This is a genomic window from Enterobacter cloacae complex sp. IR5450 (genome assembly GCF_049238665.1).
GTDB lineage: Bacteria > Pseudomonadota > Gammaproteobacteria > Enterobacterales > Enterobacteriaceae > Enterobacter > Enterobacter hormaechei_C.
In genome coordinates this window covers 248,670-269,763 of sequence record NZ_JBMKIC010000003.1, presented here as the reverse complement: position 1 = coordinate 269,763, position 21,094 = coordinate 248,670, and the positions used below count along the sequence as shown (strand labels likewise).

Here is a 21,094-nt window from a genome sequence, read left to right as displayed (position 1 = left end):
CCGTCCGACGGGTGACACCACCGGCTACCTGGCAAACCCGAAGGAGGTGTGAGATGGGAAGTGGATGGCATGAATGGCCGCTGATGATCTTCACGGTCTTTGGGCAGTGCGTGGCGGGCGGGTTTATCGTTCTTGCGCTGGCGCTGTTAAAAGGGAACCTCAATACTGAACAGCAGCAGCGTTTAGTGTTAAGCATGTTTGGCCTGTGGGTGTTGATGGGCATTGGGTTTATCGCCTCTACGCTGCACCTGGGCTCACCGATGCGCGCGTTTAACTCCCTGAACCGCGTAGGTGCCTCTTCGCTGAGTAACGAGATTGCCAGCGGCGCAATCTTCTTTGCCGTTGGCGGGCTGGGGTGGTTACTGGCAGCGGTGAAAAAGCTGCCGTCAGGGTTACGCGCGTTGTGGCTCATCGTCACTATGGTACTGGGCGTTGTCTTCGTCTGGATGATGGTCAGGGTGTACAACACCATTGATACGGTTCCAACCTGGTACAGCGTCTGGACGCCGATGAGCTTCTTCCTGACCATGTTTATTGGCGGGCCCCTGCTGGGTTATCTGCTGCTGCGCGTGGCTGGCATTAATGGTTGGGCGATGCGCCTGCTGCCCGCGGTCTCGCTGCTGGCGCTGGTAATCAGTACCGTTGTCGCGCTCATGCAGGGAGCGGAGCTGGCGACCATTCACAGCTCTATCCAGCAGGCTTCGGCGCTGGTGCCGGATTACGGTTCGCTGATGGCCTGGCGTGTGGTGCTGCTGACGGCTGCGCTGGTGTGCTGGATTGCCCCTCAGCTTAAAGGTTACTCGCCTGCGCTGCCGTTACTGTCCCTGGCCTTTGTGCTGGTGCTGGCAGGGGAGTTAATTGGTCGCGGCGTATTTTACGGTCTGCATATGACGGTCGGTCTGGCTATCGCCAACTAATTTTAGATTTTGTTATAAAAAGCCGGGACATAGCGCCCGGCTTTTCTTTTTTCATTCATGAAATTTTTCGACTGATGTTTCGTTGTAAAAATTCCCGGAAATAAATAAAAACAAATAGATAATTAATATAAGTAGCAGGCTTTGCATTAGCAGGATGAGTTTTTTAAATCGACAAGGTGCATAACGTGCGTGACGCCTGAATCGGTGGATTGACTTTGTTTTTGCCAGTGGCATGATGCGCACGAAATCTGAACTTCCTCACGGTTTTTAATCCATGACCACCTATACCCGCCCGGTGCTTTTGTTGCTCTGTGGCCTGCTTTTGCTGACCCTGGCGATCGCGGTGTTAAACACACTCGTCCCGCTATGGCTCGCCCATGAAAACTTACCGACCTGGCAGGTGGGTATGGTTAGCTCGTCCTTTTTTACGGGCAATCTGCTGGGCACCTTATTAACGGGCAGCCTTATTAAGCGCTTTGGTTTTAACCGCAGTTATTATCTGGCGTCGCTGATCTTTGCCGTCGGCTGCGCCGGTTTAGGCCTTATGGTCGGCTTCTGGAGCTGGATGGTCTGGCGCTTTATTGCGGGCGTCGGCTGCGCCATGATCTGGGTGGTGGTTGAAAGTGCGCTGATGTGCAGCGGCACGTCCCGTAATCGCGGGCGTCTGCTGGCGGCCTATATGATGGTTTACTACGTCGGTACCGTTCTGGGACAGCTGATGGTCAGCAAACTGCCAACCGACCTGATGAGCGTGCTGCCGTGGGTGACGGGCATGGTGCTGGCGGCGATCCTGCCGCTGCTCTTTACCCGTATTGTGAATCAAAACAGCGAACATCAGGAAGCCACCCACGTCTGGCCGATGCTGAGACTGCGCCAGGCGCGTCTGGGGGTTAACGGCTGCATTATTTCCGGGATTGTGCTGGGCTCGCTCTATGGCCTGATGCCGCTCTATCTTAACCATCAGGGCGTCAGTGATTCCGGGATCGGTTTCTGGATGGCGGTGATGGTCAGCGCGGGGATTGTCGGCCAGTGGCCGATTGGCCGCCTGGCGGACCGCTTTGGTCGTCTGCTGGTGCTGCGCGTTCAGGTCTTCGTGGTCATCATGGGCTGTCTCGCCATGCTCAGCAACGCCGCGATGGCGCCCGCGCTGTTCATTCTGGGGGCTGCGGGCTTTACGCTCTATCCGGTCGCGATGGCGTGGGCCTGTGAGAAAGTTGAGCATCACCAGCTGGTGGCGATGAACCAGGCTTTGTTGCTGAGTTACACCATCGGCAGTTTACTGGGGCCGACTTTTACCGCTATGCTCATGCAAAATTATTCTGATAATCTGCTGTTTATCATGATCGCCAGCGTGTCGTTTATTTATCTGCTAATGCTGCTGCGCAAAGTGGGCGAACATCCAACGCCAGTGGCCCATGCCTGATTTATTAAAAGCCTGTCGATGACAGGCTTTTTTGTCCCTGTCACATATAAGACTTTTACTTATTGTGAGTTTTTACTGCCTGGCGATAATTCCAATGAGTTCTCCCACTAAAAGGCAGCCATCATGTCTACTCGTCGTTTTTCCACTACCGCACTTGCCGTAGTGTTGGCTTTAACGTTTGCAACGGCTCCGGCCATGGCTAATCCTGGAAACGGGAATGGCGGTGGTCACGGAAACGGTGGCGGACAAGGTAGTAGCGGCAATCATGGTAACGGGAACTCTGGTAACCATGGTAATAAGCACAATAACGGTCAGGATAACCCTGGGAAATCGGATAAGAGCTTTAAAAACAGCAAAGATGTCGGTAATGATGTGGATGCTCGCGTAAGCTTCGATCATGCCCGCCATCTGGCCCTGAATTACGGCTTAACGGGCTACGACTCTCTGCCTCCGGGTATTGCGAAAAACCTGGCGCGCGGTAAGCCACTGCCTCCGGGCATTGCGAAGAAAACCGTGCCAGCCGATATGCTGGGTCAGCTTCCTTCCTATCCGGGCTATGAATGGCGCGTGGTAGGTGACGACCTGGTCTTAATTGCGCTGAGTACAGCGATTGTGACTTCCGTTATTAACGGCGTCTTTAAATAGAATATAAAAAGGCCCGGTTTTCACCGGGCCTTTTCGTTAATACATGACCTTGTGGCCATACTGCTCAAGAATACCTTTGACGCGCTCCATCGTCTCTTTTTTCGGCGGCTTCACGCCATCGAGCTTGTACTCTTCACCCATCGCCACCCATTTATGTTTACCCAGCTCGTGATAGGGCAGGAGTTCGATTTTCTCCACGTTACCCATATCCCGGGTAAATTCACCCAGACGATGTGCAGAGTCATCATCATCTGACCAGCCCGGCACCACCACGTAGCGGATCCAGGTCTTGACGCCTTTGTTGGCAATGTATTTGGCAAATTCCAGGGTACGGTGGTTCGAGACGCCAACCAGATTCTGGTGGATCTCATCGTTCATCTGCTTGAGATCGAGCATGACCAGATCGGTCACTTCAAGCAGTTCATCAATAACTGGATCGTAACGGCGCACAAAGCCGTTGGTGTCGAGGCAGGTATGAATGCCTTCTTTGTGGCAGGCGCGGAACCAGTCGCGCACAAATTCAGCCTGAAGAATGGCTTCACCGCCGGATGCCGTCACGCCACCGCCGGACGCGTTCATAAAGTGGCGATAGGTCACCACCTCTTTCATCAGATCTTCTACGGTGACTTCTTTACCTCCATGGGTGTCCCAGGTGTCACGGTTATGGCAGTACAGGCAGCGCATCAGGCAGCCCTGGAAGAAAGTGATAAAGCGGATCCCCGGGCCATCGACGGTGCCACAGGATTCAAAGGAGTGAATACGACCAATAATTGACATTGCGGTGATATCTCCGAATTTGGCCCATCCGGGGGCCTATGTAGATGCACAGCTCAAAGGCTATGTCGAGTCTGTTTTGGCTGTTATCCATTAAGTATAGATAGCGGACAAAAGAGACTGATGAAGCGAGGGTGTTAAAAAGGCCCCACTTGCGTGGAGCCTTTATTGTACGCTTTTTAACGCGTGATTTCAGTCAATTCCACTTACATGGACTGAGTGAAAGTACGGGTAATAACGTCCTGCTGCTGTTCTTTCGTCAGGGAGTTAAAACGTACTGCGTAGCCAGATACGCGGATGGTCAGCTGAGGATATTTCTCAGGGTGTTCCATCGCATCGAGCAGCATTTCACGGTTCATCACGTTCACGTTCAGGTGCTGACCACCTTCGATGGACGCTTCGTGGTGGAAGTAACCATCCATCAGACCGGCGAGGTTAGTTTTACGCACTTCGTCGTCTTTACCCAGCGCGTTTGGCACGATAGAGAAGGTGTAAGAGATACCATCTTTCGCGTAAGCAAACGGCAGTTTAGCAACGGAGGTCAGAGAAGCTACCGCACCTTTCTGGTCACGACCGTGCATTGGGTTAGCACCTGGGCCGAATGGCGCGCCAGCACGACGACCGTCTGGGGTGTTACCGGTTTTCTTACCATACACAACGTTAGAGGTGATGGTCAGAACAGACTGAGTCGGGATAGCGTTACGATAGGTAGTGAGTTTCTGAATTTTCTTCATGAAACGTTCTACCAGGTCAACCGCCATGTCATCAACGCGAGCGTCGTTGTTACCAAACTGCGGATATTCGCCTTCGATTTCGAAGTCGATAGCCAGACCATCTTCGTCACGAATTGGTTTAACTTTCGCATATTTGATTGCAGACAGGGAGTCAGCCGCAACGGACAGACCTGCGATACCACATGCCATGGTGCGAATGACGTCACGGTCATGCAGCGCCATCAGAGAGGCTTCGTAGCTGTACTTGTCGTGCATGTAGTGGATAACATTCAGCGCGGTCACGTACTGTTTAGCCAGCCAGTCCATGAAGTGATCCATGCGGTCCATGACTTCGTCATAGTTCAGCACGTCGCCTTTGATCGGTTCAGACTTAGGACCAACCTGCATTTTCAGTTTTTCATCAACGCCGCCGTTGATTGCGTACAGCATGGTTTTCGCCAGGTTTGCACGCGCACCGAAGAACTGCATTTGCTTACCAACAACCATTGGACTTACGCAGCAAGCAATAGCGTAGTCATCGTTGTTGAAGTCAGGACGCATCAGGTCATCGTTCTCATATTGCAGAGAAGAGGTGTCGATGGACACTTTAGCGGCGAATTTCTTGAAGTTCAGAGGCAGTTTTTCAGACCACAGAACGGTGATGTTCGGCTCCGGAGAAGGACCCATGGTGTACAGGGTGTTCAGGAAGCGGAAGCTGTTTTTGGTTACCAGAGTACGGCCATCTACGCCCATACCGCCGATAGATTCGGTTGCCCAGATTGGGTCACCAGAGAACAGCTCATCATATTCTGGGGTACGCAGGAAGCGAACCATACGCAGTTTCATGACCAGGTGGTCAATCATTTCCTGAGCGTCTTGTTCGGTGATTTTGCCTGCTTTCAGGTCACGTTCGATGTACGCATCCAGGAAGGTGGATACGCGGCCGAAGGACATTGCTGCACCGTTCTGAGACTTAACTGCGGCCAGGTAGCCGAAGTAGGTCCACTGGATAGCTTCCTGAGCGTTGGTAGCAGGACCAGAGATATCACAGCCGTATTTAGCCGCCATCTCTTTGATCTGACCCAGCGCACGGTGCTGTTCAGCGATCTCTTCACGCAGACGGATAGTCGCTTCCAGGTTTACGCCGTTTTCCAGGTCAGACTGGAGAGAGACGAACTGCGCGTATTTGTCTTTCATCAGGAAGTCGATACCGTACAGTGCAACGCGACGGTAGTCACCGATGATACGGCCACGGCCATAGGCATCTGGCAGACCGGTCAGAACGCCAGATTTACGACAGTTCAGAATGTCTTTGGTGTAAACATCGAATACGCCCTGGTTATGGGTTTTGCGGTATTCGGTGAAGATTTTTTTCAGCATTGGGTCCAGCTCGCGATTATACGCTTTGCAGGAACCTTCAACCATTTTGATACCACCGAACGGGATGATTGCGCGTTTCAGTGGTGCTTCAGTTTGCAGACCAACGATTTTCTCAAGGGCTTTATTAATGTAGCCAGCATCGTGAGAAGTGATGGTAGAAGCAACGGAGGTGTCAAAATCAACTGGTGCGTGAGTGCGGTTTTCCAGTTTAACGCCTTCCATTACGCTGTCCCACAGCTTGGTGGTTGCGTCAGTCGCACCAGCCAGGAAGGATTCGTCACCTTCATACGGGGTATAGTTTTTCTGAATAAAGTCACGGACGTTGACTTCATTCTGCCAGTCACCTTTCGTAAAACCTTCCCAGGCTGTGGCTAACTTTTCATTAAGCTCGGACATGTAACACCTACCTTCTTAAGTGGATTTTTTATTTACTGCCTGAGACAACCATTAATGATGATCGCCGCCACGCAGGTAAATGACCCAGTATGTCAACCCAACTAACAGACCCCCACCGATAATGTTCCCGATAGTGACGGGGATCAGGTTATCAGTAATGAAGTTCATAATCGTCAGGTGTGAAAAACTTTCCGGGGTTGAACCTACAGCAGTCCAGAACTCCGGGCTTGCAAAGTTGCGGATAACAATCCCCATCGGGATCATGAACATATTCGCAATACTGTGCTCAAAGCCGCTGGCAACAAACATCGCAACCGGCAGAACCATAATCATGGCTTTATCCATCAGGCTACGACCAGAGTAGCTCATCCAGACCGCCAGGCAGACCATCAGGTTTGCAAGGATGCCGAGAGCAACGGCTTCGATAAATGTATGGTGCATTTTGTGGTCGGCGGTTTGCAGGACGTTAAGCCCCCAGCCGCCGTTGGCGGTCATATACTCGCCAGAGAGCCACATCAACAGAACAAAGAGCAGACAGCCAATCAGGTTGCCAACGTAAACGTTGAGCCAGTTGCGCCCCAGTTGACCCCAGGTAATTCTTCCGCTGGCTTTTGCCACAACAATCAGCACCGTTGAGGTGAAGAGGTCGGCGCCGCAGATGACGCAGAGAATCAGGCCCAGTGAAAAGCAAATACCACCAATCAGTTTCGCTATGCCGAAAGGCATCCCGGCAGTGCCGGTGGTGGCTGTGATATAGAAGACGAAAGCGATGGAGATGAACACCCCAGCCGTAATGGCCAGAAAGAACGTCGTCATCGGATGTTTCGTGGCTTTGTAGACACCCGCTTCTTCGGCAACTTTCGCCATCGCAGCGGGGAGTAATAGATCAAAAGGGTTGTCAGCTTTCACACTAACTCTCTCTTTATTAAGTCGGCGACGAGATACTAACAAAGCATTATAGAAGAGAAATTGATATAGATCATATCTCGCCTGGCTTATAGGCCCGCAGTGTGTATGGTTTTACAGCAAAAGCGGAGTAAGTGTTTGATTATCCGTATAAAAATAAATTTTAAAAGTTATGAAAAGAGTTGAATTTTTTCCGTCAGCCTCCCATGGAACAGTTAATTAAAATGGAGTTCTTATTATAATTAGTAACAGTAAAGCTCAGGTAAGCGTTTTTATATTTACCCGTGGTTAACTTAATTATTACAATTAAACGTCATTGCGGAAAAATAAAAAAAAGGGGCAATGAAATTGCCCCGTAATATAGCTCAGGCGATTCAATACGCCTACAGCCATTAATGTTATATGCGCTTATTTTGACCAGTAAGCGGCTTTTGCCTTCTGCAATTTTTCATACGCTTTCAGCAGTGACTGATGCGCCGGGAAGGCTTTCAGATCGCTGTCAACCGCTTGCAGGCCGTAGAATGGTTCTTCACCGCTCAGCGCCGCGCTGGCAGCTTCAACGGCATCCGCACCGTACATACGCACAAAGGCGTTCAGATACTGCAATGGCTCGCGGTCGTCTTCCTGAGAAAGCAGGAGCAGCGTTTGCAGGCAACGGTAATAATTAGTGCGCTCGGCGGAGAAGACGGACTGGTTAAACTCCATCGTCCACTCGGTCCAGGCCAAAGCCTGATCCAGATCGCCGCCCGCCAGCGCCAGCATCGCTTTCAGCTCGCCGATGCGCAGGGTGTACCAGCCGTTATCTTTTCCGGTCGCCAGACCCAGCAGTTCGCGTACGCGGGTGAAATCATCGTGTCCTTCTTCGTCCAGCTGGGCGATCAGGTTCAGATAATCTTCTTTATCCCACTCGCTGCCTGGCAGGGCCAGCAGGGTTTCACGCAGATGCGCGCCCATGCTGTTGTTTGCCAGCCACAGATCTTCTGCCGGATAAATGTCCGACATACCTGGCACAATAATACGGCACGCGTAAACGCCGAGATGTTCATAGTCGGCAATGTAGACTTCCTGATCTTCCGCGTGGAAGATCGCCATCAGGGTGGCGAACTCTTCTTCCGTCGTACCGGCAAAGCTCCAGTCCACGAACGGATAGTCCGCGTCCTGTTTGAACATATCCCAAGAGATCAAACCGCTGGAGTCGATGAAGTGCGTTTCGAGGTTGGTGTGCTCGGCGACCTCTTCGTCATCAAAGGTCGGCGGCGTAAACACGTCGAGATCTTTCAGGCTACGACCTTGCAGCAGTTCGGTCACGGTACGCTCCAGCGCCACGCCGAAGTCAGGGTGCGCGCCGAAGGAGGCGAAGCAGGTGCCGTTGGCCGGGTTGAACAGCACTACGCAGATAACCGGATATTTGCCGCCCAGAGAGCCGTCATAAGCAAAGATTGGGAAACCTTCTGCTTCCAGTTTGGCGATGGATTCCACCACGCCCGGGTAGCGCGCCAGCACGTCAGCCGGGATCTCCGGCAGGCTGATGGATTCAGCAATAATGCGGTTTTTGATGTGACGCTCGAAAACTTCAGACAACCCCTGCACGCGCGCTTCGTTGCGGGTATTACCGGCAGACATGCCGTTGGACACATACAGGTTGCCGACGATGTTCATCGGGATATAAACGGTCTGCTCGTCAGACTGACGGGTGAACGGCAGGGTGCAGATCCCACGATCCTCATTGCCGGATTGCAGGTCGATCAGCATGCTGCCGGTCAGCTCGTTTTCCGGATCGTAGAACGCGCTCAGGCGGGCATCGAGAATGCCTTCCGGCAGTTCATCGTTTTCGGTCAGCGGGAACCATTTTTCGTTCGGGTAGTGAACGAACGGACCGTTGGCGATAGTTTCGCCCAGCCAGAAGTCGGCGAAGAAGTAGTTGGTGGACAGACGCTCAAAATACTCACCCAGCGCAGAGGCCAGCGCCGCTTTTTTGGTCGCGCCTTTACCGTTGGTAAAGCACAGCGCACAGTCTTTGTCGCGAATATGCACGGACCAGACGTGAGGCACCGGATTCAGCCAGGAGGCTTCTTCGATATTAAAGCCCAGGTCGGTCAGTTTCTGCTGGAAGCGAGCGATGGAATCTTCCAGAGCGGCGTCTTTGCCGGGGATAAACGTTTGAGTCATGGCGTTCACTTTTATCGTACGTAAAGCGCGCAATGATACGGGTTTTGCGTGACGGGTGCTATCTCCGGCGAAAATAAATGGCTGGGCTATGCTTATAAGCAGTAACCTACTGTTAAGGCATAGAAAAATGAAAGCATTTGATCTCCAGCGGATGGCGTTTGATAAAGTCCCGCCTGAGTTTTTAGGCGAAGTGGCGTTGCGTAGCCTTTACACCTTTGTACTCGTCTTCCTGTTTCTGAAAATCACCGGACGTCGCGGCGTGCGGCAGATGTCGCTGTTTGAAGTACTGATTATCCTGACGCTGGGGTCGGCGGCAGGGGACGTTGCCTTTTATGACGATGTGCCGATGGTGCCGGTCTTTATCGTCTTTGTGACGCTTGCACTGCTGTACCGGCTGGTCATGTGGCTGATGTCGAAAAGTGAGAAACTTGAAGATCTGCTCGAAGGGAAGCCGGTGGTGATTGTCGAAGATGGTCAACTGGCCTGGGAGAATGTGCAAAGCGCCAATATGACGGAGTTTGAGTTCTTTATGGAACTCCGTCTGAGCAGTGTTGAGCAACTGGGGCAGGTGCGTCTGGCGATTATGGAAACGAATGGTCAAATCAGCGTTTATTACTATCCCGACGATGAGGTGAAGCCCGGTCTGTGCATCCTGCCGGATATGCTTATCGAACGATACAAAACTGTACCTGAAGCGGGGGAGTATGCCTGCATAAAATGTAGTCATGTGGTGGTCATGCAGGCGGGCGATCATCAATTATGCCCCCGCTGTACGAATCCAGAATGGACGAAGGTTAGCCGGGCTAAACGCATCACCTGACAGCGATTTTGTCGGTTTTGTGACAACGGTACGGCAGATTGTATTGTGTGACGAGTGACACATTTCTTCGGCCATCAGTTTTAGACATTGCGGCGCGTGTCACTGAATGATAAAACCGATATCCACAGTTATAACTTATGGCTTTTAGCGTGGTGAGGGGAAATGGCTCAAGTCTTTAATTTCAGTTCAGGTCCGGCAATGTTACCGACAGATGTGCTCAAACAGGCTCAACAGGAGCTGTGTGACTGGAACGGTCTGGGTACGTCGGTGATGGAAGTCAGCCACCGGGGTAAAGCGTTTATTCAGGTGGCGGAAGAGGCAGAAAAGGATTTTCGCGATCTGCTGAATATTCCCTCGAACTACAAAGTATTGTTCTGTCACGGCGGTGGACGCGGCCAGTTTGCGGGTATCCCGCTCAATCTGCTGGGCGACAAAACCACCGCTGATTACGTTGATGCGGGCTACTGGGCGGCCAGTGCGGTAAAAGAAGCGCATAAATATTGCACGCCGAATGTCATCGATGCCAAAGTGACCGTTGACGGTCTGCGCGCCGTGAAGCCGATGAGTGAGTGGCAGCTTTCTGACAACGCCGCGTATCTTCACTACTGCCCGAACGAAACCATCGACGGTATTGCCATTCACGAAGAGCCAGACTTTGGCGAAAATGTCATTGTGACGGCGGACCTCTCTTCAACCATTCTGTCCACCCCGCTGGATGTCAGCCGCTACGGCGTCATCTACGCGGGTGCCCAGAAAAACATCGGTCCTGCGGGCCTGACAATCGTTATCGTGCGTGAAGACCTGCTGGGGAAAGCCCATAAGTCTTGCCCGTCAATTCTGGATTACACCGTCCTGAACGACAACGATTCCATGTTCAACACCCCACCAACGTTTGCCTGGTATCTCTCCGGCCTGGTCTTCAAATGGCTGAAGCAAAAAGGCGGTGTGGCGCAGATGGATAAGATCAATCAGCAAAAGGCTGAACTGCTGTACGGCGTGATCGACAAGAGCGATTTCTACCGTAACGATGTCGCCAAAACTAACCGTTCGCGCATGAACGTGCCGTTCCAGCTGGCGGACAGCAACCTGGATAACGTGTTCCTGGAAGAGTCCTTCGCGGCGGGTCTGCATGCGCTGAAAGGCCATCGTGTGGTAGGCGGGATGCGCGCCTCTATCTATAACGCCATGCCGCTGGAAGGCGTTAAAGCCCTGACTGATTTCATGATCGACTTCGAACGTCGTCACGGTTAATTGGCTGTTTTTCACCCCCGCAGCGTTCCTGCGGGGTTTTTATTATGTTGAGTTGAGAGTTGAGTTTCATGGAATCCCTGACGTTACAACCTATCGCGCGGGTAGATGGCACCATTAATCTGCCTGGTTCAAAAAGTGTCTCGAACCGCGCTCTGCTGCTGGCAGCTCTGGCAAACGGCACCACCGTCCTCACTAATCTGCTGGACAGCGATGACGTGCGCCATATGCTCAATGCACTGAAAGCGTTGGGCGTTCAGTACGCGCTGTCTGACGATCGTACCCGTTGTGAAGTCACTGGTAACGGCGGCGCGTTACATTCTGCTGAAGCGCTGGAGCTTTTCCTGGGTAACGCCGGTACCGCGATGCGTCCTCTGGCCGCTGCGCTGTGTCTGGGGAGTAACGATATTGTGCTGACCGGTGAGCCGCGAATGAAAGAGCGTCCGATCGGCCATCTGGTGGATGCCCTGCGCCAGGGCGGCGCGCAGATTGATTATCTTGAGCAGGAAAATTACCCGCCCCTGCGTCTGCGCGGGGGATTCACTGGCGGCAATGTTGAGGTTGACGGTAGCGTTTCCAGTCAGTTCCTGACTGCGCTGCTGATGACCGCACCGCTGGCACCACAGGACACCGTCATCAGCATTAAAGGCGACCTGGTTTCTAAGCCGTACATTGATATCACCCTGCACCTGATGAACACCTTTGGTGTTGAGGTGGAAAACCAGTCTTATCAGCGCTTCGTGGTGCGCGGAGCGCAGCAGTATCAGTCCCCGGGCCACTACCTGGTTGAAGGCGATGCTTCCTCCGCCTCCTATTTCCTTGCCGCAGGTGCGATTAAAGGCGGTACGGTAAAAGTGACGGGCATTGGCCGCAACAGCGTGCAGGGCGATATCCGTTTTGCTGACGTACTGGAAAAAATGGGCGCGGTGGTGACCTGGGGCGATGACTTCATCTCCTGTACCCACGGTGAGCTGAACGCCATTGATATGGATATGAACCATATTCCGGATGCGGCGATGACCATTGCTACCGCTGCGCTGTTTGCGAAAGGCACCACCACGCTGCGAAACATTTACAACTGGCGTGTGAAAGAGACGGACCGCCTGTTCGCGATGGCAACCGAGCTGCGTAAAGTGGGGGCCGAGGTAGAAGAGGGCGAAGACTACATTCGCGTCACGCCGCCGGCAAAACTGCAATTTGCAGAAATTGGCACCTACAACGATCACCGCATGGCGATGTGTTTCTCGCTGGTGGCGTTGTCAGATACGCCAGTCACTATCCTTGATCCGAAGTGTACGGCAAAAACGTTCCCGGACTACTTCGAACAGCTGACGCGCATTAGCACCCTGGCCTGATGATCGTATGCCGCATCACCTGATGCGGCATTTCCTTACGCTTTCTGACACTCATCCTCTTTCATTTCTTCTACACTCTGCTTCAATCATTCCGTAATTTGCACGCAAAGGTAACAGTTGCGCACATTGGCGCGTATAATGCGCGGCGTTCATGTAAACGGTATGCCTTAATTAAGGAGAAAAAGATGACGGCAATTGCCCCGGTAATCACCATTGATGGGCCAAGTGGCGCAGGGAAAGGTACTCTGTGCAAAGCGATGGCGGAAGCATTGCAATGGCATCTTTTAGATTCGGGAGCAATCTATCGCGTGCTGGCGCTGGCTGCGCTGCATCATCATGTGGATGTTGCGTCTGAAGAAGCGCTGGTACCGCTGGCTGCGCATCTGGATGTGCGCTTTGTCTCGACCGATGGCAACCTTGAAGTGATCCTGGAAGGGGAAGATGTCAGCGGTGAAATCCGTACCCAGGAAGTGGCCAATGCGGCCTCTCAGGTGGCGGCTTTCCCACGCGTTCGTGAAGCGCTGTTACGTCGCCAGCGCGGTTTCCGTGAAGCGCCGGGGCTGATCGCCGACGGCCGCGACATGGGAACCGTGGTATTCCCTGATGCGCCAGTGAAAATTTTCCTTGACGCCTCTTCAGAAGAACGTGCCCATCGCCGCATGCTTCAGTTGCAGGAAAAGGGGTTTAGTGTTAACTTTGATCGCCTTTTATCCGAGATAAAAGAGCGCGATGACCGCGATCGTAACCGCGCCGTCGCACCACTTGTTCCCGCGCAAGACGCATTAGTGCTGGATTCAACCAGTTTAACTATTGAGCAAGTGATTGAAAAAGCGCTACAATATGCGCGCCAAAAACTGGCACTCGCGTAATCGCGACCGATTTAGCAGTACCCCCGCTGCAATGGATTGACGGCGGGTATGTGAAACAACCCCATCCGGCACGGAGCCAGGTGGACGTTAATATTAACCTGAAGATTAAACATGACTGAATCTTTTGCTCAACTGTTTGAAGAATCCTTAAAAGAAATCGAAACCCGTCCGGGTTCCATCGTTCGTGGCGTTGTTGTTGCTATCGACAAAGACGTTGTACTGGTTGACGCCGGTCTGAAATCTGAGTCTGCCATCCCGGCTGAGCAGTTCAAAAACGCCCAGGGCGAGCTGGAAATCCAGGTAGGTGACGAAGTTGACGTTGCTCTGGACGCAGTAGAAGACGGCTTCGGCGAAACCCTGCTGTCTCGTGAGAAAGCTAAACGTCACGAAGCATGGATCACGCTGGAAAAAGCTTACGAAGAAGCTGAAACTGTGGTCGGTGTTATCAACGGCAAAGTTAAAGGTGGCTTCACTGTTGAGCTGAATGGTATTCGTGCGTTCCTGCCAGGTTCTCTGGTAGACGTTCGTCCAGTCCGTGACACCCTGCACCTCGAAGGCAAAGAGCTTGAGTTCAAAGTAATCAAGCTGGACCAGAAGCGTAACAACGTTGTTGTTTCCCGTCGTGCCGTTATCGAATCCGAAAACAGCGCAGAACGCGATCAGCTGCTGGAAAACCTGCAGGAAGGCATGGAAGTCAAAGGTATCGTTAAGAACCTCACTGACTACGGTGCATTCGTTGACCTGGGCGGCGTTGATGGCCTGCTGCACATCACCGACATGGCGTGGAAACGCGTTAAGCACCCAAGCGAAATCGTGAACGTGGGCGACGAAATCACTGTTAAAGTGCTGAAGTTCGACCGCGAGCGTACTCGTGTATCCCTCGGCCTGAAACAGCTGGGCGAAGATCCATGGGTAGCTATCGCTAAGCGTTACCCAGAAGGTACTAAACTGACTGGTCGCGTAACCAACCTGACTGACTACGGCTGCTTCGTTGAAATCGAAGAAGGCGTTGAAGGTCTGGTGCACGTTTCCGAAATGGACTGGACCAACAAAAACATCCACCCATCCAAAGTTGTTAACGTTGGTGATGTAGTGGAAGTGATGGTTCTGGATATCGACGAAGAACGTCGTCGTATCTCCCTGGGCCTGAAGCAGTGCAAAAACAACCCATGGCAGCAGTTCGCGGAAACCCACAACAAGGGTGACCGTGTTGAAGGTAAAATCAAGTCTATCACTGACTTCGGTATCTTCATCGGCCTGGACGGCGGCATCGATGGCCTGGTTCACCTGTCTGACATCTCCTGGAACGTTGCAGGCGAAGAAGCAGTTCGTGAATACAAAAAAGGCGACGAAATCGCAGCAGTTGTTCTGCAAGTTGACGCAGAGCGTGAGCGTATCTCCCTGGGCGTTAAACAGCTTGCAGAAGATCCGTTCAACAACTGGGTTGCACTGAACAAGAAAGGCGCAATCGTAAACGGTAAAGTGACTGCTGTTGACGCTAAAGGCGCAACCGTAGAACTGGCTGACGGCGTTGAAGGTTACCTGCGCGCTTCCGAAGCTTCACGTGACCGCGTTGAAGATGCAACTCTGGTTCTGAGCGTTGGTGACGACGTTGAAGCTAAGTTCACCGGTGTTGACCGTAAGAACCGTGCAATCAGCCTGTCTGTTCGTGCTAAAGACGAAGCTGATGAGAAAGATGCAATCGCAACTGTGAACAAACAGGAAGATGCAAACTTCTCTAACAACGCAATGGCTGAAGCTTTCAAAGCAGCTAAAGGCGAGTAAGTTCAGGTTCGCACCATCATTTGAGCTGTAACGCATTTACAGCGCGAAGGATGGAGAGCAGACTTGACAGATTGCAGGATTCGTCCTGTAATCAATAACAAAGGGCGGCTACGGCCGCCCTTGTTTAATAAGCTGTTCAGCTAATGGGTTTGAAAGGAACCGGAGGAATCATGACCAAGTCAGAATTGATTGAAAGACTTGCCAGTCAGCAACCGCATATCCCTGCCAAGGCTGTGGAAGATGCCGTTAAAGAGATGCTGGAGCATATGGCTACCACTCTTGCCCAGGGCGAGCGCATTGAAATCCGCGGTTTCGGTAGTTTTTCCCTGCACTATCGTGCACCACGTACCGGGCGTAACCCGAAGACTGGCGATAAAGTGGAGCTGGAAGGAAAGTATGTTCCGCACTTTAAGCCGGGTAAAGAACTGCGCGATCGCGCCAATATTTACGGTAACTGAGTTTAATCATCAGGGTTAAACTGAGTTTAAAGAAAGCACCTTAGGGTGCTTTTTTTGTATCCCGCCCCTGCATTTCTGAATACGCGCCGCATTTAAATTTTCTCTTTACTGTAAACGCTAAAAAACGTTGCAGCGTCCGCTGTAAATCACGCCTTTTCTGTCTGACGACGCATCAGTCCCGCCGCATAATCGCCTGAAACATGGAGGTGAAGATGGGGATCCACGTTATCAGTATGTGCGCCATTCTGGCCATAATCCCGCTCTATTGGTTACCCGTTTTGCCAGATTTGCATATTGTCTGGTTGCTGATTGCCGCAGGAATTGCGTTATCAGTACAGCAGAGAAAATGGCTCAGGTTTTCAGGCCTCGCATTGCTTTTTATGTGCTGGGGGATCCTGGCCGCTCAGGAAAGCGTGTGGCCGATGAACCATTTAACGAAAGTTCCGCAGCAGGCCGAGGTGGTCATTACCGCAACGGACGGCGCAACGATGCATCAGGGAAGGATTATCAGCCTCAATGGAGAACGTGTGTGGGCTGCCATGGGCGTGGCGCTGTATGGCAACTATCTGCCGCAAAACGTCTGCGTGGGTCAACGCTGGGCAATGACCCTGCGGCTCAGGGCGGTACACGGAGAACTCAACGATGGCGGCTATGATTCACAGAAAAATGCCTTTGCCCGACATCAGACGCTGAGTGGACGGTTTACCCATGCGGCGCTCGTTGACGAAGGCTGTAGCCTGCGTGCGCAGTACCTGACATCACTACAGAGTACGCTTTCAGCATATCAGTGGGGACCCGTGATACTGGGGCTGGGAATGGGGGAGCGGCTGTCGGTCTCGCGGGAGATAAAAAACCTGATGCGTGAGACCGGAACGATGCATCTGATGGCAATCTCGGGATTGCATATTGCGCTGGCCGCTTCTGTCATCTGGTTTCTGGCGCGAGGCATCCAGTTCTTCCTGCCGGGCCGCTGGATTATCTGGCAAATCCCCTTGCTGGCAGGGCTGATTTTTGCCGCGTTTTACGCATGGCTAACAGGCTTACAGCCGCCTGCGCTGCGCACGGCTATCGCGCTTGTGGTACTGGCGGCATTAAAAATGAGTGGTCGCCAGTGGTCGCCCTGGCAGGTATGGCTTACCTGCGTGGCGGCGATCTTGGTTTTCGATCCACTGGCGGTCCTGTCACAAAGCCTGGCGCTATCAGCGTTTGCGGTCGCCGCGCTTATTTTTTGGTATCAGTGGTTGCCTCTCCCGCTCTGGCAACGTGGCCGGTGCCTGCGGCCGCTGGTTACGCTGTTGTATTTGCAGGTCGGTATGCTGCTGCTTCTGTTGCCGCTTCAGGTGCTGATTTTCCATGGTTTCAGTCTCTCCTCGCTGGCGGCGAATCTGTTTGCCGTTCCTCTGGTCACGTTTATCTCAGTTCCGCTGATCCTGCTCGGCATGTTTCTGCATCTGTTTCCGGTGGCGACGCTGGAAAGTATCGTCTGGCTGGCTGCCGATAAATCTCTGGCAGGGCTTTTCTGGCTATTGATGCGTTTACCGAATGGCTGGCAGGACGTTGATGAACGCTGGCAATACCTGACGTTACTGCCATGGCTGCTGATCATTGGCTGGCGATTCAGGGCCTTCAGCGCAGTACCCGCAGTCTGTCTGGCAGGCAGCGTGGTGCTGGCATTTCCCCTCTGGCACAGGGCCAAAACAGACAGCTGGTCCCTGCATATGCTGGATGTAGGGCAGGGGCTGGCGATGGTCATTGAGCGTCACGGGAAGGCCATTCTGTATGACACTGGGTTGGCATGGCCCGGTGGGGACAGCGGGCAGCAGCTGATTATCCCCTGGCTACGCTGGCATCATCTGAGGCCGGAAGGGGTGATCCTGAGCTATGAACATCTCGACCACGCGGGGGGACTGGCATCGCTAAAAGCTGCCTGGCCCGCAATGTGGATCAGAAGCCCCTTATCCTGGGCCGGGCATCTTCCTTGCTTTCGTGGAGAGCGATGGCAGTGGCAGGGTTTAACGTTCTCCGTGCACTGGCCACCCGAAAATACCTCGGCAAAAGGTAACAACCGCTCCTGCGTGGTAAAAATCGATGACGGCGAACAAAGCGTTTTACTGACCGGAGATATTGAAGGGCAGGCAGAACTGGCAATGCTGAGCCACCGCTGGCGTCAACTAGCGTCTACACTGATTCAGGTGCCGCATCATGGAAGTAACACGTCATCTTCAACACCGCTGCTACAGCGCGTGGAGGGACAGGTTTCGCTGGCCTCGATGGCCCGCTATAACGCGTGGCGTTTCCCTTCCATCAAAGTAGTCAGGCGCTATCGAACTGAGGGATATCTCTGGCTTGATACTCCGCAGTCCGGACAGATATCTGTGACGTTTTCGCACCAAAGTCGGCAAATTCGCCGCTTACGTGAACACTATTTACCGCGTTGGTATCATCAGTGGTTTGGCGCGCCCGTAGATAACGGGTAGAATATGCGGCTATTTCAACAAATGCTGGTTTTTTGAATGCATAACGACAAAGATCTCTCCACGTGGCAAACGTTCCGCCGGCTCTGGCCGATGATTGCTCCTTTCAAAGCAGGCTTGATCGTGGCGGGCGTAGCGTTAATCCTCAACGCAGCCAGCGATACGTTTATGTTATCGCTTCTCAAACCGTTACTGGATGACGGTTTCGGTAAAACGGATCGTTCAGTGCTGCTATGGATGCCGCTGGTGGTTATTGGGCTGATGATCTTACGCGGAATCTCCAGCTATGTATCCAGCTACTGCATCTCCTGGGTATCCGGTAAAGTGGTGATGACCATGCGCCGTCGGTTATTCAGCCATATGATGGGGATGCCGGTCTCATTCTTTGACAAGCAGTCAACCGGTACCCTGCTGTCGCGTATTACCTACGATTCAGAGCAGGTTGCGTCGTCCTCTTCCAGCGCACTGATTACCGTTGTGCGTGAAGGCGCATCCATCATCGGCCTGTTCGCGATGATGTTCTATTACAGCTGGCAACTGTCGCTGATCCTTATTGTGCTGGCGCCGATTGTCTCCATCGCGATCCGCGTGGTATCAAAGCGTTTTCGCAACATCAGTAAAAATATGCAGAATACGATGGGGCAGGTGACTACCAGCGCCGAGCAGATGCTGAAAGGCCATAAGGAAGTGTTGATCTTCGGCGGTCAGGAAGTCGAAACCAAACGCTTTGACAAGGTCAGCAACAGAATGCGTCTGCAAGGGATGAAAATGGTATCGGCCTCGTCGATTTCCGATCCGATCATTCAGCTGATTGCCTCTCTGGCCCTGGCCTTCGTCCTGTATGCCGCAAGCTTCCCGAGCGTCATGGAAACCCTGACTGCGGGTACCATTACCGTGGTGTTCTCATCCATGATTGCGCTGATGCGTCCGCTGAAATCGCTGACTAACGTCAACGCCCAGTTCCAGCGCGGGATGGCAGCCTGTCAGACGCTGTTCAGCATCCTCGATTCCGAACAGGAAAAAGATGAAGGTACACGCGTGATCGAGCGCGCTAAAGGCGACCTGGAATTCCGTAACGTGACCTTTACCTATCCAGGCCGTGAAGTGCCGGCGCTGCGTGATATCAGCCTGTCCATCCCGGCGGGTAAAACCGTCGCGCTGGTCGGTCGTTCCGGTTCGGGCAAGTCGACCATTGCCAGCCTGATTACCCGTTTCTACGATATCGACCAGGGCGAGATCCTGCTTGATGGTCACGACCTGCGGGAATATACCCTCCAGTCGCTGCGTAACCAGGTCGCGCTGGTCTCGCAGAACGTGCATCTGTTCAACGATACGGTGGCGAACAACATTGCGTATGCCCGTACCGAAGAGTACAGCCGTGAAGAGATCGAGAATGCGGCGCGTATGGCCTATGCGATGGACTTCATTAACAAAATGGATAACGGTCTGGATACGATCATTGGCGAAAACGGGGTGCTGCTCTCCGGTGGTCAGCGTCAGCGTATCGCGATTGCCCGTGCGCTGCTGCGCAACAGTCCGATTCTGATCCTCGATGAAGCAACGTCCGCACTGGATACGGAATCTGAACGCGCTATCCAGTCTGCTCTGGATGAATTACAGAAAAACCGTACCTCGCTGGTTATCGCGCACCGTCTGTCGACCATCGAACAGGCTGACGAAATCGTGGTGGTGGAAGATGGCGTGATCGTTGAACGCGGCAGCCATGCGGACCTGCTGGAACAGCGTGGTGTTTACGCGCAGCTTCATAAAATGCAGTTCGGTCAATGATTGCACGCATCTGGTCGGGTGAATCCCCTCTGTGGGTGCTGCTTCTCCCGCTCTCCTGGCTGTATGGCCTGGTGAGCGGTGCTATTCGTCTGCTTTACCGCCTTGGGATCAAGCGCGCCTGGCGCGCACCGGTACCGGTAGTGGTGGTCGGCAACCTGACGGCGGGTGGAAACGGAAAAACCCCGGTGGTGATCTGGCTGGTAGAGCAGCTCCAGAGGCGCGGTATCCGCCCGGGAGTTGTCTCACGCGGTTACGGTGGTAAAGCGGCGCAGTATCCACTGGTGCTGAGCCCAGCTACGACAACCGCTGAAGCCGGTGATGAGCCGGTACTGATTTACCAGCGTACCGGCGCGCCGGTTGCGGTATCGCCGGTGCGCAGTGATGCCGTGAAGGCACTGCTTGCGGAGCATGATGTACAAATCATCATTACCGATGATGGTTTGCAGCATTACGCGCTGGCGCGTGACAAAGAGATCGTGGTCATTGACGGTGTGCGGCGTTTTGGCAACGGCTGGTGGCTTCCAGCCGGTCCAATGCGCGAGCGTGCGTCGCGCCTGAAAACCGTCGATGCCGTGATTGTGAACGGTGGTGAAGCCAGAGCGGGCGAAATCCCGATGCTTCTTCGTCCCGGACAGGCCGTAAATATGCTGACCGGCGAGCGTAAAGACGTCGCGCAGCTGGATCGTCTGGTTGCGATGGCCGGTATAGGTCATCCGCCGCGTTTCTTCGCAACGCTGGAGCAGTGCGGCGCGCGGCTGGAAAAACGGGTGCCGCTGGCCGATCACCAGGCGTTAGTTGCCGAAGAGGTTGAAAGGCTGGCAGCGCCGGGCCAGACGCTGATCATGACGGAAAAAGACGCTGTAAAATGCCGGGCCTTTGCGAAAGAAAACTGGTGGTATCTGCCGGTTGACGCTGAACTCAGCGGCGAACAGCCGGAACATTTGTTCAAGGAACTGCTCGCGTTAGTGCAGTAA

16 protein-coding genes are annotated in these 21,094 nt (G+C 53.2%); 12 read left to right on the top strand and 4 right to left on the bottom strand.

Annotated elements, in window-relative coordinates:
- Positions 1–53 precede the first annotated feature (53 nt).
- The 3 genes from ACOTYB_RS05080 (at position 54) to ACOTYB_RS05070 (ending at position 2,985) form a co-directional block, all read left to right on the top strand.
- Positions 54–917, top strand: a complete 864-nt coding sequence (locus tag ACOTYB_RS05080) for a dimethyl sulfoxide reductase anchor subunit family protein (RefSeq protein ID WP_220153703.1) — start codon at positions 54–56, stop codon at positions 915–917.
- A 274-nt stretch (positions 918–1,191) separates the two neighbouring features.
- On the top strand, positions 1,192–2,340 hold the full coding sequence (locus tag ACOTYB_RS05075) for an MFS transporter (RefSeq protein ID WP_003858254.1): 1,149 nt from the start codon (positions 1,192–1,194) through the stop codon (positions 2,338–2,340).
- A gap of 123 nt (positions 2,341–2,463) precedes the next feature.
- Positions 2,464–2,985 carry an anti-virulence regulator CigR family protein gene (locus tag ACOTYB_RS05070; protein ID WP_220153704.1) on the top strand — a complete coding sequence of 174 codons (522 nt, stop codon included), beginning with the start codon at positions 2,464–2,466 and terminating at the stop codon, positions 2,983–2,985.
- Positions 2,986–3,021: 36 nt separating this feature from the next.
- Here ACOTYB_RS05070 and pflA read toward each other — a convergent pair whose 3' ends face one another.
- From pflA to ycaO, 4 genes are all read right to left on the bottom strand, one after another.
- Positions 3,022–3,762, bottom strand: a complete 741-nt coding sequence (gene pflA, locus ACOTYB_RS05065) for a pyruvate formate lyase 1-activating protein (protein ID WP_003858250.1) — start codon at positions 3,760–3,762, stop codon at positions 3,022–3,024.
- A 203-nt stretch (positions 3,763–3,965) separates the two neighbouring features.
- Positions 3,966–6,248 carry a formate C-acetyltransferase gene (gene pflB, locus ACOTYB_RS05060; protein WP_023315750.1) on the bottom strand — a complete coding sequence of 761 codons (2,283 nt, stop codon included), beginning with the start codon at positions 6,246–6,248 and terminating at the stop codon, positions 3,966–3,968.
- Positions 6,249–6,299: 51 nt separating this feature from the next.
- Positions 6,300–7,157, bottom strand: a complete 858-nt coding sequence (gene focA, locus ACOTYB_RS05055; protein WP_017384832.1) for a formate transporter FocA — start codon at positions 7,155–7,157, stop codon at positions 6,300–6,302.
- A 405-nt stretch (positions 7,158–7,562) separates the two neighbouring features.
- Positions 7,563–9,323 carry a 30S ribosomal protein S12 methylthiotransferase accessory factor YcaO gene (ycaO, locus tag ACOTYB_RS05050; protein ID WP_409248797.1) on the bottom strand — a complete coding sequence of 587 codons (1,761 nt, stop codon included), beginning with the start codon at positions 9,321–9,323 and terminating at the stop codon, positions 7,563–7,565.
- A gap of 127 nt (positions 9,324–9,450) precedes the next feature.
- On the opposite strand from ycaO, the gene ACOTYB_RS05045 reads away from it, so the two are divergent.
- The 9 genes from ACOTYB_RS05045 (at position 9,451) to lpxK (ending at position 21,094) form a co-directional block, all read left to right on the top strand.
- Positions 9,451–10,143 (top strand): DUF421 domain-containing protein, encoded by a 693-nt coding sequence (locus ACOTYB_RS05045; RefSeq protein WP_003858241.1) that lies wholly within the window; start codon positions 9,451–9,453, stop codon positions 10,141–10,143.
- A gap of 162 nt (positions 10,144–10,305) precedes the next feature.
- Positions 10,306–11,394, top strand: a complete 1,089-nt coding sequence (gene serC, locus ACOTYB_RS05040; RefSeq protein ID WP_023315752.1) for a 3-phosphoserine/phosphohydroxythreonine transaminase — start codon at positions 10,306–10,308, stop codon at positions 11,392–11,394.
- 68 nt (positions 11,395–11,462) lie between these two features.
- Positions 11,463–12,746, top strand: coding sequence for a 3-phosphoshikimate 1-carboxyvinyltransferase (gene aroA / locus ACOTYB_RS05035; protein WP_003858238.1), 1,284 nt, complete (start codon positions 11,463–11,465; stop codon positions 12,744–12,746).
- A 185-nt stretch (positions 12,747–12,931) separates the two neighbouring features.
- On the top strand, positions 12,932–13,615 hold the full coding sequence (gene cmk, locus ACOTYB_RS05030) for a (d)CMP kinase (protein ID WP_003858236.1): 684 nt from the start codon (positions 12,932–12,934) through the stop codon (positions 13,613–13,615).
- Positions 13,616–13,726: 111 nt separating this feature from the next.
- On the top strand, positions 13,727–15,400 hold the full coding sequence (rpsA, locus tag ACOTYB_RS05025; protein WP_003858235.1) for a 30S ribosomal protein S1: 1,674 nt from the start codon (positions 13,727–13,729) through the stop codon (positions 15,398–15,400).
- Positions 15,401–15,570: 170 nt separating this feature from the next.
- Entirely contained in the window at positions 15,571–15,858 is a 288-nt protein-coding gene (gene ihfB, locus ACOTYB_RS05020) for an integration host factor subunit beta (protein WP_003858233.1), read from the top strand.
- A gap of 212 nt (positions 15,859–16,070) precedes the next feature.
- Positions 16,071–18,335 carry a ComEC family protein gene (locus ACOTYB_RS05015; protein ID WP_220316804.1) on the top strand — a complete coding sequence of 755 codons (2,265 nt, stop codon included), beginning with the start codon at positions 16,071–16,073 and terminating at the stop codon, positions 18,333–18,335.
- Positions 18,336–18,371: 36 nt separating this feature from the next.
- Positions 18,372–20,120 carry a lipid A ABC transporter ATP-binding protein/permease MsbA gene (gene msbA, locus ACOTYB_RS05010; RefSeq protein ID WP_003858227.1) on the top strand — a complete coding sequence of 583 codons (1,749 nt, stop codon included), beginning with the start codon at positions 18,372–18,374 and terminating at the stop codon, positions 20,118–20,120.
- Positions 20,117–21,094, top strand: a complete 978-nt coding sequence (gene lpxK, locus ACOTYB_RS05005; RefSeq protein ID WP_047654005.1) for a tetraacyldisaccharide 4'-kinase — start codon at positions 20,117–20,119, stop codon at positions 21,092–21,094. Before msbA ends, lpxK begins: the two co-directional genes overlap by 4 nt.